Origin of the sequence: Tractidigestivibacter montrealensis (genome assembly GCF_024741235.1) — a bacterium.
In the GTDB taxonomy this organism is placed as follows: domain Bacteria; phylum Actinomycetota; class Coriobacteriia; order Coriobacteriales; family Atopobiaceae; genus Tractidigestivibacter; species Tractidigestivibacter montrealensis.
Map to the genome: position 1 here is coordinate 193,948 of NZ_JANSKA010000001.1, position 12,474 is coordinate 206,421.

Here is a 12,474-nt window from a genome sequence, read left to right on the forward strand (position 1 = left end):
AGAGCGCGGCCTGTGGGACGCCCGTGGCCGGCTGCAAGCTTGCGGCTATCTTGCGACCCAAGGGTGCGGCCTTTCTCTCCTGTGCGAGTTCTTGGCGCAGCCAAGCTGTCTGAGCACGGGAAGAAAGGCCGCACCCCCCTGTGCCTACAGGTCAGACGGCAGCGCGATGTGGCCGGCCACGGCCGACGCGGCACACACGGCCGGGCTCGCCAGGTAGACCTCGGACGTGGGGTCTCCCATGCGACCGACGAAGTTGCGGTTGGTGGAGCTCACGCACCTCTCGCCTGCCGCCAGGATGCCCATGTAGCCGCCCAGGCACGGACCACAGGTAGGCGTCGAGACCACGCAGTGAGCGTCGATGAAGACGTCCATGAGGCCCTCGTGCACGCACTGCAGCCACACGGTCTGCGTCGCGGGAATCACGATGCAGCGCACGTTGGGGTTGACAGTCCTGCCACGCAGCACGTCTGCCGCAGCGCGCATGTCCTCGATGCGCCCGTTGGTGCAGGAGCCAATGACCGCCTGGTCGATGGTGATGTCGCGGCTCTCGGCAACGGGATGTGTGTTGGAAGGGAGATGCGGCCAGGAGACCTGCGGCACAATGTCTGCCGCGTCGATCTTGATGACCTGCTTGTAGGTGGCGTCCGGGTCGGGGTGGTACTCGGTGTACGGGCGCTCGGTGCGGCCTTCCAGCCAGGCGCGTGCGGTATCGTCCACCTCGAAGAGGCCAGCCTTGCCGCCGGCCTCGATGGCCATGTTGGCAATGGTGAGGCGCCCCTCAACCGAGAGGTCGCGAATGGTCGAGCCTGCAAACTCCATGGCGCAGTAGAGCGCGCCATCCACGCCGATCTTGCCTATCACATAGAGGATGATGTCCTTGGCGCTGGCTCCAGCGGGCAGCTTGCCGTCGATCTCGAAGCGGATGGTCTCGGGCACCTTGAACCACGCGCGACCGGTCGCCATGCCCACGCCGGCGTCCGTGGAGCCAACGCCCGTCGAGAACGCGCCGATGCCGCCGTAGGTGCAGGTGTGGGAGTCCGCGCCAATGACCAGGTCGCCAGGGCCCACAATGCCGCGCTCGGGGAGAAGGGCATGCTCAATGCCCATGCAGCCCTGCTCGAAGTAGTGCGTGATGCCCATCTCGTGCGCAAAGTTGCGCGTGACCTTGGTCTGCTCGGCGCTCTTGATGTCCTTGTTGGGGCTGTAGTGGTCGGGCACCAGGCAGATTCGGTCGCGGTCAAAGACGCCAGCGCCAATCTCGCGCACGGTCTTGATGGCGATGGGCGCCGTGATGTCGTTGGCGAGCACGAGGTCGAGGTCGCATTCGATGAGCTGGCCGGGCACAACCTCGGGAAGGCCCGCGTGGGCTGCGAGGATCTTCTCGGCCATGGTCATGGGACGTGCCATTTACTTGCCCTCCTTGGAACGTGCGGTTTGAATCATGCGGTTGATGGCGTTGACGTAGGCCTTTGCGCTGGAGACCACGATGTCGTTGTCGGCGCCGCGGCCGGTGTAGACTCTGCCGTCCTCGGCCGTGATGCGCACCGTGACTTCGCCGATGGCGTCGATGCCGCGGGTGATGGCCTTGACCGAGAACTCCGCGAGGTCGCCGTGGACGGCAACCACCTGGTCGACGGCCTTGTAGGCGGCATCGACGGGACCGGTGCCGGTGGCGCAGACCACGTGCCTCACGCCCAACTCGTCCGTGATGGTAGCCGTGGCGGTGGGCACCAGCGGATCGCCGCAGGAGACCTGCAGGGCATCCAGGGTGTAGACGGCCGCAACCTCGCGCTGACGCTCCTGGACAATGGACTCCAGGTCCTCGTCGTAGACTTCCTTCTTCTGATCCGCGACCTCGAGGAAGCGCTTGTAGATGTCGTCGTACTCCTCGGCGGAGAAGGTGTAGCCCAGCTCGGCAAGACGGTGCTTGAGGGCTGCGTGGCCGGAGCGCGCGGAGAGGATGATCTCGGAGCCTGCGGCACCAACGTCCTCGGGGTTGATGATTTCGTAGGTGTCGCGTGCCTTGAGCACGCCGTCCTGGTGGATGCCGGAGCTGTGCGCGAACGCGTTGGCGCCCACGATGGCCTTGTTTGCCTGCACGTTCATGCCGGTGATGCGGCTCACCAGGTGGCTCGAGCGCGTGAGCTCGCGGGTGTTGACGTCGGTGTAGGCGTCAAGCTCGTCACCGTGCATCTTGATGGCCATGACGACTTCCTCGAGCGCGGTGTTGCCGGCGCGCTCGCCCAGGCCGTTGATGGTGCACTCGATCTGCGTTGCGCCGTTCTTGACGCCGGCCAGCGCAAGCGCGGTTGCCATGCCCAGGTCGTTGTGGGTGTGGACGCTGATGGTGACGTTCTCGATGCCGCGGACGTTGTCTGCCAGGCCCTTGATGCGGGCGCCAAAGTCATCCGGCATCTGGTAGCCGGTGGTGTCCGGGATGTTCACCACGGTGGCGCCGGCGTCGACGGCGGCCTGGATCACGCGCTCCAGGAACTTCTGGTCTGCGCGGCCGGCGTCCTCGGCGTAGAACTCCACGTCATCGACGTACTGCTTGGCGTACTTCACGCAGTGGATGGCGCGCTCGACGCACTCGTCCTCGGAGATGCGGAGCTTCTCGCGCAGGTGCTGCGGCGAGACGCCCAGGCCGGTGTGGATGCGCGGGCGCTTGGCGGTCTTCAGCGCCTCGGCCGCGCGGTCGATGTCTTTGTCAACGGCGCGCGTGAGGCCAACCACCACGGCGTCGTCGCCGGCGAGGCGTCCGATCTCCTGCACCGAGCGGAAGTCGCCCGGGGAGGAGATGGGGAAGCCTGCCTCGATGACGTCCACGTGCAGGCGCAGCAGCTGCTGGGCGATGACGAGCTTCTCCTCGGTGTTCATGGACGCGCCGGGCGACTGCTCACCGTCGCGAAGGGTGGTGTCGAAGATGGCGATCTTGCGGGTCATTGCTACCTCCATTGGATATGGACCCAGTGACTGGTACCAGGTTGCCTTGGGATGGTGGCATGACACACGACAAGACCCAGCTGCCGCTGTCCCAAGGCGGGACGCGAACGCAAGCTGGGTCTAATGATACCTGCTGGACCTCGGACCTAGCGTGCGCTCGCGCACGTAAGCTCTAGGCCGAGTAGATCGAGGGCGAGAAGGTCCATGGGCAGCTCCTGGTGATTCATGCGCATGTTCCCTCCCCTCTTGGCCGAGGCTGCTGACTGCAGCCGGTGTTGATTACTGTGGCACAGCGACATGGAACGGACGCCGGAGTTTTGCGAGCGGTAGCCGAACGGAAACATTGCAGGGATACCTCCTGGACAACGTCTCGGCCTGTCTCCACCTCACAGGGGTGTTCGTTCTCAGCACCCCCCAGATCCATCTCCAACATTGCCACATTCAGAAGGCTCCAAAGACATGGGGAAGATCAACCTCTGCATAAAAATGCTCTATCGGACGGCGTTTTCGAAACTTCAGCATAAAAGTGCTCTATCGGACGGTGCTTTCGTTCGCTCACCATCAATCTTTTTACTAAGATTGCATATGTATGCATATTTTTTTAGTAATTGTCTAATTTTTGCATATGCATTTTCGGAATTGATATAGCTTCGTCAACAGCACCGTCCGATAGAGCGCTTTTGTGCAGCGGATGCGATTTTTCTGTCCGATAGAGCACTTTTGTGTATCCAGCCATCTCTACGGCAGACGGACTCAGCACAAGAACGGCACCTAACTTTTGAGTCCCATAGATTTCGATGACAAAATAATCAGAGCAGTGACAAATACTGCAACAATCCAAAGGAGCTATCTCTATCATTCCTGAAGTTTACTCAGGAATTTCAGAACGGGAGTGCGAGGAGAGGCAATGGGCGAGGTTTACGTTGTTACTGGCGGAGGCTCGGGGATTGGCCGCGCGGTGGCAGAGACACTGCCCAAGGAGGCAACCGTTGTCATCACAGGCCGCACGATGGCAAAGCTGCAGCGCACGGCCGACGCACTCAATGCCAATGGCCACCACGTGGTACCTTTCACGTGCGACGTTTCAAATCGCACCGAAGTTCGCTCCCTCGCCCAGCGCACGGCAAAACTAGGCCAAGTCACCAAGGTAATTCACTCAGCAGGCATCTCGGGATCCATGGCAGACGCCGAGAAGATCGTGCGCATCAACGCCCTGGGCACGGTCTATGTGAACCAGGAGTTCTACAAGGTGATGGACGGCGGCGTGATCGTCGACGTGGCCTCCAACTCGGGCTACATGCTGCCTGGCGCGATGGTTCCGCGCCGCGCCTTCCCCCTCGCCCTCACTAACGAGGACGCCTTCGTAAAGCGCCTCGTCCGCCGTGCATCTCTCATGCACAACAAGGACGTAGACCCACAGATGGCCTACATGATCTCGAAGAACTTCGCACGCTGGTACGCTGCAGGCTGCGCCTTCAAGTACATGCGCCGTCGAGGTATCCGCGTGCTCTCAGTAAGTCCTGGCTACGTTGAGACCCCCATGACTGAGAAGGAAAAAGGCAAGGCAACAGATATTCTGCTTTCCTACTCCGGCCCAGGACGTGGCGCCAAGTCCGAAGAACAGACTTTTCTCATCGTGAGCCTCGCCGACGAGCGCTGCGGCTACCTCATGGGCACCGATGTCCTCTGCGATGCCGGCTGTGTAAACGCTGGCTATGGCCTCACCGTGGCAACAAACGAGAAGAAGCATCCCTCCGCAGACGGCCTCTGGTAGCAGTTGCGCCGCCCCTACAGTCCCAGCCCGGCTGCACCCTTCGTGCGGAACAGCTCAATCATCTCGCCCGTAAGGCTGGCGTGGTCGTTCGCGCGCTCCAGCGGAATCTCCTCCGGGGAAAACCAGCGTGCCTCCGCAAGCTCCTGGTGGTCGGTGCGGATGCGCCGGCTCCCGTCCACATGGCACCAGAACCCCATGAGCAGCGTGTCCGAGAAGGGCCAGGGCTGGCTCTTGTAGAAATGCAGGTCGCGCACGCGCAGCCCCACCTCCTCCATGACCTCGCGGCGCACGGTGTCCTCCACTGACTCGCCAATCTCTGTGAACCCGGCGACAAGCGCCCACAGCTTGAGCGCGCGTCCCTGGTAGCGCGTGAGCACGATCCTCTCGCCATCCGTCACGGCGGCAATCACGCCCGGCTGGATTTTGGGGTAGACGATCTTTGCGCAGTTGGGGCACACAATCTCGCGGCTGCGCGGCGCAAGCTCCATGGCGTGTCCGCAGCGCGAGCAGAACCTGTTGTCGCGATACCACGAGGCAAGCTGGGACCCAACAGCCGCGGCAAACGCGAGGTCGGCCGGGCCCACCCCGCGCAGCCACCCCACGCGCTCGTAAGTGAATCCCGCCGGTGTCGCAACCTCATCGTCCAGCGCAAGGAAGAAGTCATCCTCGCCAATGCGGAACGCAAACACGGTGCGCTCCGGCGGTGTGGGATAGTCCACCAAACGCGGCAGCTCGATCATCTCGCCCGAGGAGAACTCGTCCGCGCCGCGCTCGCCTGCAGCCACCACGCGCACAAGCGCCGAGCGGTCGCGGTAGTGCAGCACGTAGCTCTCGGCCTTGGCCTCCTTGGGCTCGAAGTGGTTGTCGTATGCCTTGCCCGTCTCCTGGATCACGCCAGCTCCTCCCCGATGAGACAAAGGGACTGTCCCTTTGTCTCATGTGTGCATTATCCCCACGCGCGCCGACGAATGCCCGTAGCGCGCCAACATATCCGTACAATAGCTATGAGATGCGTTGAAATATCACCACCAAGGCTGCGGAGGCAACCATGGCAGACTACATCCTTGTCACCGAGACCGGCTCCGACATCCACGAGGAGACCGCACGCCGCCACGGCATTGTGGTTGTTCCCATGCACGTGAACTTTGGCGAGGTCTCCCGCGACGACGACTCCTTCCCGCCCGAGGAGCTCTACGAGTACTACAAGACCACGGGCAAGCTGCCACAGACCTCGGGCTGCACACCTGCGGACTTCTCCGCAGCATTCGACCGCATCCACGAGAAGTACCCCACGGCCAAGATCCTCTACCTGTCCTACTCCGCGGCGACCACGGTCTCCTACCGCAGCGCGCACCTCGCCGCAGAGGGCCGCGACTACGTGACCATGATGGACACTAAGTCCGTCTCCTGCGCGCTGCGCCTGGTGGTCACCAACGTCGCCCGCATGATGGAGGTCAACCCCGACGCCACGGAAGACGAGGTCAAGGCATTTGTCGAGAGCCAGGTTCGCCGCATCCGCTTTGCCTTCATCCCCGGTGACCTCGAGTACCTGCGCGCGGGCGGTCGCCTCTCCAACGCTGCATTTCTCGGCGCGACGCTCCTGCGCATCAAGCCCACGGTCGAGGTGCTCGACGGCAAGCTCGTGGCTACCAAGAAGCGCCGCGGCGCCATGGTCAAGTGCGTGGGCCAGCTCGTCGAGGAGTTCGTGACCCGCGAGCCCATGGACCTCTCGCGCGTGAACCTCACGTATACGGTGGGCAACGCGCCCGACCCCATCATCCGCGCGCTGGTCGAGAAGATTCTGCGCGACCACGGCGCACAGGAGATCGAGTGGGTCAAGTCCGGCTGCGTGATTGCAAGCCACTCCGGCCCAGGTGCCTTTGGCATTGCGGCGGTAGCTGCCGAGTAGAACCAGCGCACGGGGACCGCGAAGCCCCCGCGTCTCCGCACGCCGCTCACGCCCGCTGTGCCGTGGCCCTTCTCAGCAGCATGGGCCCAAGCTCGCTCGCAAGCACACCGAGAAACACCAGCGAGAACCCCAGGACCAGCTGGGGCGTGAGCTGCTCGTGGTAGAAGATCACGCTCGCAATAACCGCAAACACGCTCTCTAGCGAGAGGAGCAGCGCAGACTGAGCCGGCGGCACAACGGTCTGTCCCACGTTCTGGATGAGCGTTGTCACGCAGGACGAGAGAATCACCAGGTAGGCAAGGGAAAACCAGAACGAGGTGCCAAGCCCGGATAGCGCCGGTGCCTGCTCGCCCAGAACCAGCGAGAACACGGCGCAGGTCAAAGACATGAAGCCCAGCTGCACCACAGAGATGGTGGTCATGTCGTGCGAGCTGGAGAGCCTGTCGACAAACACAATCTGGATGGCAAAGAGCACCGCCGAGAGGAGCGTGAGCCACTCGCCAGTCCCCAACGACGGGCGCATGTCGTCCCCCAGTGAGATGAGCGCGATTCCCACAATGCTCAGCAGCGCCGCCACCAAGCTTGACGCACCCGGACGTCTGCGAACGACCACCCAGTTGATAAACGGCACCAACACGCAATAGGTTGCAGTGAGAAAGGCACTTCTCCCCGGCGTCGTGTAGGCAAGACCGAGGTTCTGGACGGCAAACCCCGCGCCATACAGCACGCCCAGGATTCCCCCCGCAAGAACATGGCTCCAATCAAAGTTGTCACGCAGACGCTTCCAGAAGATAACCGCCATGAGCACCGTGGCCATTAAGAAGCGAATGGCCATGAGCCAGCATGCGGGGGCAACGTCCAGCGTGTCTTTGATGATGACAAACGATGCGCCCCAGATGACGGCACAGGAAAGCATCCCGATCTTCCATGCCCACATGGGAGCGGTTCGTATGTCACGCGTGTTTGGCATGCGGGCGATTATACGACCCGAGAACGGTCTCACATAGCGAGCGCAGGGATTTTTCTCGCGCTCGTCTCCGCAGCCCCGTGCATGCCGTAAACTTGAAAGCGCTGGAGGATTTCCGGCACCAGAGCTCTAACCGGCATGGCCGGCAACGATCGCGTCGGTGCAAGGGGCATCGGCGAGGGAGTTCGGAGAGGAGAACACATGCAGTATTCGGCAGAAGTGGAGCGCATGTGCCCGGTTGCCAAGGGTGCATACCACGGACCGGCGCCCATCCCCGAGGAGGGCAAGTGGGTTCAGGCCAAGGAGATCACTGACATCTCCGGCTACACCCACGGTGTTGGTTGGTGCGCCCCGCAGCAGGGTGCCTGCAAGCTCAGCCTCAACGTCAAGAACGGCGTTATCGAGGAGTGCCTCATCGAGACCATCGGCTGCTCGGGCATGACCCACTCCGCCGCCATGGCCGCCGAGATTCTCCCCAAGAAGACCATCCTCGAGGCCCTGAACACCGACCTCGTGTGCGACGCCATCAACGTAGCCATGCGCGAGCTGTTCCTGCAGATCGTCTACGGCCGCAGCCAGACCGCATTCTCCGAGGACGGCCTGCCCATCGGCACCGGCCTTGACGACCTCGGCAAGGGCCTGCGCTCCATGGTGGGCACCATGTACGGCACCGCAGCCAAGGGCGCGCGCTACCTCGAGCTCACCCAGGGCTACGTCACCCGCATGGCCATCAACAAGAACGACGAGATCGTGGGCTTTGAGTTCCTCAACCTCGGCAAGTTCACCGACGCGGTCAAGGCTGGCGTCGATCCCGCAGAGGCCGTCCAGAAGGCCATGGGCCACTACGGCCAGTGGGATCAGGCTGTGAAGTTCATCGATCCTCGTACCGACGAGGAGACCCACAGCACCGAGTCCACGTTCCCCGTCCACGAGTAACTCCGAGTAGAGAGAAGGAGGTACAGCACATGGCCATCACGTTCGAAGGCTACGAGCGCCGCATCGCCCAGATCAACAAGGCGTGCGAGCAGTACGGCATCAAGGACCTCGAGGAGGCCCTCAAGCTCTGCACCGACCGTGGCTTCAACCCCTATGACATCACCACCGGCATCCAGTCCATCGCGTTCGAGAACGCAAAGTGGGCCTATACCCTGGGCTGCGCCATCGCGCTGAAGAAGGCCGAGAAGGGCGAGGTCACCACGGCCTCCGAGGCTGCCGCCGCCATCGGCGAGGGCCTGCAGGCCTTCTGCGTCCCCGGCTCCGTCGCCGACGACCGCAAGGTCGGCCTTGGCCACGGCAACCTGGGCGCCATGCTCCTTGGTGAGGACACCGAGTGCTTCGCATTCCTGGCTGGCCACGAGTCCTTCGCTGCTGCCGAGGGCGCCATCGGCATTGCCAACAACGCCAACAAGGCCCGCAAGAAGCCGCTCCGCGTCATCCTGAACGGTCTGGGCAAGGACGCCGCGCAGATCATCGCCCGCATCAACGGCTTCACCTACGTGAAGACGCAGTTCGACTACTACACGAGCGAGCTCAAGATCGTCGAGACGATCCCCTACTCCGACGGCCCGCGCGCCAAGGTCAACTGCTACGGCGCCGACGACGTCCGCGAGGGCGTGGCCATCATGTGGCACGAGAACGTCGACATCTCGATCACCGGCAACTCCACCAACCCCACCCGCTTCCAGCACCCCGTCGCGGGCACCTACTTCAAGGAGCGCGTGCTTGCCGGCAAGAAGTACTTCTCCGTGGCGTCGGGCGGCGGCACCGGTCGTACGCTGCACCCGGACAACATGGCTGCCGGCCCCGCCTCCTACGGCATGACCGACACCATGGGCCGCATGCACTCCAGCGCGCAGTTCGCCGGCTCCAGCTCCGTGCCTGCGCACGTCGACATGATGGGTCTCATCGGCATGGGCAACAACCCCATGGTCGGCTGCACCGTTGCGTGCGCCGTCGCCGTTGAGGAGTCCCTCAAGAAGTAGGCTTGCGCCTCTCGGCAGGCTTGCGCTTCTCGGCATCGCTCTTTGCGCTGCACGGTTTTCGGGGCCGTCACCTTTGGGTGGCGGCCCTGTTGTTGTATGCGCGGGATTCTCGCCTACGTGATTTGGAGGCGCCTTTCTCCAAATCCTCGTGACTTATGCGTTTCTCTCGCAGAAATACGTAAATATCCTCATTCTGTTCCGTAACCGGTATGATTCTTGCTGCGAACGGCAGATTCATCTCCACATCCATCACAGGCAGCACAGCGAGAAGGAGCCTCCATGCCCTACAACATCCTTGCCGAGTTTGGGAGTACAGCCCTCATGATCATATTTGGTGTTGGCGTCCACTGCGACACCGTGCTCAAGGGGACCAAGTACCAGGGCTCCGGTCACATGTTCGCCATCACCACGTGGTCGTTTGGCATCTCGGTGTGCCTCTTCATCTTTGGCGGCTCAATCTGCATGAACCCCGCCATGGCGCTTGCGCAGTGCATCCTTGGCCTGGTTCCCTGGGAGATGTTCGTCCCGTATGTGATTGCCGAGATGCTCGGCGGCTTTGTGGGTGCCGTTGCCGCGTGGTTCATGTACAAGGACGAGTTCAAGGACTCCGAGGGCGTGGTTGACCCCATTGCCCAGCGCAATATCTTCTCGACCAACCCCACCAGGAACAACCTGCCCCACGACTTCTTCTGCGAGGCGTTCTGCACGTTCTTCTTCATCTCGGGCATTCTCGCCATCGCGCACTACGCCGGCGACAACCTGCTGCTGTGCGCCATCTGCGTTGGACTTCTGGTGTGGGCCGTTGGCATGGGCATGGGCGGCATCACCGGCTTTGCCATGAACCAGGCGCGCGACCTTGGCCCCCGCATGGCCTACCAGGTGCTGCCCATCAAGAACAAGGCCGACAACAACTGGAAGTACGGCCTCACCGTCCCAGGCCTCGCGCCATTTGTGGGCGCGACGGTGGCCGCGCTCTTCGTGCACGGGTTCCTCGGCATCTTCTAGAAGCCAGAACATAGCGAGAACCGCAACGCGGCCGGCCCCCTCTGGGTGCCGGCCGTACTCTTTGCCGTTGCGCCCCTCTCCCCCAATCTCCCATCTCCCGTTCTTTATCGGCATCTAAGAATCGTGCTGACTGCGACCTGCGGAAACGTCACGTTCGAATCTCAACAACCGCTAAAGAACGACTGGGCGGATGGATGGGTAGGTGGGTGGGTGGGTGAGGCCCCCTCAGCTTCGTCCGTGGCCTCGCCTCGGGGCATCGGGTCTTCTCGGTAGAAATTATTGCGCGAAATTCCTTGATGTAGTGGTTGCCAACTGGGCGAACGTTCTATTGACGAGGAATATCGCGCAATAACAACGAGCGGCGGCCAATACTTGCTCCGGGCATAACTGCCAGCCGCAAAGTTTAGCTCCCTTTCTTAAAACCGGTGCTCGTTACCTGCGGAAACGCAACGGCAGTTTAAGAAAAGGAGCTATTCTCTGCAGAGAAGGACGTTGGGCAAGTTGCAGAGAGGGGCGTTGGAAGAGGCGCCCTCGCCGTACGCAGGCCCCTAGCGTCGCGCCAGCTCGAAGATCCGCTGGTAGATCGCCAGCTCATCCGGGGTATCGATGCTTGAGCGAAGCTCCACGCTCCCCTCCTGGGAATCCGGGGCGAGAAGGCCTGCCGCCTCAAGGCGCCGGCGCGTCTCTCGCGCCGTGCCCTCTCCACCGTCAAAGAGCGGCACGTCACCCATGACCTCGCGGATCTGCTCGCGAATCAGCGGGTAGTGCGTGCAGCCGAGAACCACCGAGTCGACCTTGCCGCGCCACGGACCAAGGTAGCGCTCGAGCAGCTCGTGGATTGCGGGCGACGCGGGGTCGCCCTTCTCGATGAGGTCGGCCAGCCCCACGCATGGCACCTCGATGACCTCGGAATCCGCGCCCCAGCGGTCCTCGAGACGCTGGAACTTTCCCAGCCGCAGCGTGGCCGCCGTGGCCATCACCAGAATGCGGCGGTGCTGCGGCGCGAGCGTTGCCGGTTTGAGTGCCGGCTCCACGCCAATCACGGGAATGGTGGGGTACTCCGTGCGCAACGCCTGCGCGGCTACGGAGGTGGCGGTGTTGCAGGCGATGACCAGCGCCTTTGCGCCCTGGTCCACAAGCGAAGCGGCAATGCGCCGCGAGAGCTCCAGGACCTCCTCGGGGGGCTTGTCACCATAGGGCGCATGGGCAGAGTCGCCAAAGAAGACAAAGCGCTCGTGCGGCAGCTCGGCGACAAGGCACCCCAGCACCGTGAGGCCGCCCACTCCCGAGTCGAACACCCCCACAAAACCTTTGTCCTGCTCCGCCATGCGTTCCTCCCCACGATACCTGCATGGAACCAGTATGCCACTCGCAGCCGCAGGTATTGTGGCGTAGAGTTGTTGCCATTGCAGCCACAAGCGGCCGTGCGCGGCCGCCCCAAGGAGGACCCATGAGCAACGCAGGCAAGAAGGTCAAGGTGCACTATGTTGGTACCCTCGACGACGGCACCAAGTTCGACTCGTCCCGCGACCGCAACGAACCGCTGGCCTTCACGTGCATGGCAGGCCAGATGATCAAGGGCTTTGACGCCGCCGTCGACCAGATGACCGTCGGCGAGACGAGAAACGTCCACATCCCCGCCGCCGAGGCCTATGGCGAGAGGCGCGAGGACCTCGTCCAGACACTTCCCATCGCGATGATGCCCGGAGCCGAGAAGCTCTCGGTGGGCGACCACGTGACGCTGGCCACCCCCTCTGGCCAGCCCTTCCCCGCCCTGGTCGCGGCCAAGGACGACACCAACATCACGTTCGACCTCAACCACGAGATGGCCGGCAAGGACCTCAACTTCGAGATCGAGCTCCTCGAGGTGGAGGAGTAGTTCTCGCCACGCCCG

At 62.8% G+C, this 12,474-nt stretch carries 12 protein-coding genes; 6 read left to right on the top strand and 6 right to left on the bottom strand.

What is annotated here, in order from left to right; genetic code table 11:
* Positions 1 to 144 precede the first annotated feature (144 nt).
* The 3 genes from leuC to NVS32_RS00805 form a co-directional block, all read right to left on the bottom strand.
* Positions 145 to 1,407 carry a 3-isopropylmalate dehydratase large subunit gene (leuC, locus tag NVS32_RS00795; protein WP_258498343.1) on the bottom strand — a complete coding sequence of 421 codons (1,263 nt, stop codon included), beginning with the start codon at positions 1,405 to 1,407 and terminating at the stop codon, positions 145 to 147.
* Positions 1,408 to 2,943, bottom strand: a complete 1,536-nt coding sequence (locus NVS32_RS00800) for a 2-isopropylmalate synthase (protein ID WP_258498344.1) — start codon at positions 2,941 to 2,943, stop codon at positions 1,408 to 1,410.
* A 146-nt stretch (positions 2,944 to 3,089) separates the two neighbouring features.
* Positions 3,090 to 3,287: a hypothetical protein gene (locus NVS32_RS00805; protein ID WP_258498345.1), complete on the bottom strand. Its 198-nt coding sequence runs from the start codon at positions 3,285 to 3,287 to the stop codon at positions 3,090 to 3,092.
* A 563-nt stretch (positions 3,288 to 3,850) separates the two neighbouring features.
* Here NVS32_RS00805 and NVS32_RS00810 point away from each other — a divergent pair.
* Complete coding sequence (locus NVS32_RS00810) at positions 3,851 to 4,717, top strand: SDR family NAD(P)-dependent oxidoreductase (RefSeq protein WP_258498346.1); 867 nt, start codon at positions 3,851 to 3,853, stop codon at positions 4,715 to 4,717.
* Between the two features lie 14 nt (positions 4,718 to 4,731).
* Here the strand turns inward: NVS32_RS00810 and nudC are convergent, their stop codons facing one another.
* Positions 4,732 to 5,610 carry an NAD(+) diphosphatase gene (nudC, locus tag NVS32_RS00815; protein ID WP_258498347.1) on the bottom strand — a complete coding sequence of 293 codons (879 nt, stop codon included), beginning with the start codon at positions 5,608 to 5,610 and terminating at the stop codon, positions 4,732 to 4,734.
* Between the two features lie 155 nt (positions 5,611 to 5,765).
* On the opposite strand from nudC, the gene NVS32_RS00820 reads away from it, so the two are divergent.
* Positions 5,766 to 6,626, top strand: coding sequence for a DegV family protein (locus NVS32_RS00820; protein ID WP_258498348.1), 861 nt, complete (start codon positions 5,766 to 5,768; stop codon positions 6,624 to 6,626).
* 46 nt (positions 6,627 to 6,672) lie between these two features.
* On the opposite strand, the gene NVS32_RS00825 is transcribed toward NVS32_RS00820, so the two are convergent.
* Entirely contained in the window at positions 6,673 to 7,542 is an 870-nt protein-coding gene (locus tag NVS32_RS00825) for a DMT family transporter (RefSeq protein WP_258498349.1), read from the bottom strand.
* A 252-nt stretch (positions 7,543 to 7,794) separates the two neighbouring features.
* Here NVS32_RS00825 and NVS32_RS00830 point away from each other — a divergent pair, with 252 nt between their 5' ends.
* The 3 genes from NVS32_RS00830 (at position 7,795) to larD (ending at position 10,580) form a co-directional block, all read left to right on the top strand.
* A complete protein-coding gene (locus tag NVS32_RS00830; protein ID WP_032110297.1) occupies positions 7,795 to 8,529 on the top strand; it encodes an iron-sulfur cluster assembly scaffold protein in 735 nt (244 codons plus the stop codon).
* Between the two features lie 29 nt (positions 8,530 to 8,558).
* The gene (locus tag NVS32_RS00835; protein ID WP_032110298.1) at positions 8,559 to 9,575 is read left to right on the top strand and encodes a GGGtGRT protein; all 1,017 of its coding nucleotides are present in this window, start codon (positions 8,559 to 8,561) and stop codon (positions 9,573 to 9,575) included.
* 279 nt (positions 9,576 to 9,854) lie between these two features.
* On the top strand, positions 9,855 to 10,580 hold the full coding sequence (larD, locus tag NVS32_RS00840; RefSeq protein ID WP_258498351.1) for a D/L-lactic acid transporter LarD: 726 nt from the start codon (positions 9,855 to 9,857) through the stop codon (positions 10,578 to 10,580).
* 548 nt (positions 10,581 to 11,128) lie between these two features.
* Here larD and murI read toward each other — a convergent pair.
* Positions 11,129 to 11,908, bottom strand: a complete 780-nt coding sequence (murI, locus tag NVS32_RS00845) for a glutamate racemase (protein WP_258498352.1) — start codon at positions 11,906 to 11,908, stop codon at positions 11,129 to 11,131.
* A 122-nt stretch (positions 11,909 to 12,030) separates the two neighbouring features.
* Between murI and NVS32_RS00850 the strand changes: the two genes are divergently transcribed.
* A complete protein-coding gene (locus tag NVS32_RS00850) occupies positions 12,031 to 12,459 on the top strand; it encodes an FKBP-type peptidyl-prolyl cis-trans isomerase (RefSeq protein ID WP_258498354.1) in 429 nt (142 codons plus the stop codon).
* The last annotated feature ends 15 nt before the right edge of the window (positions 12,460 to 12,474 follow it).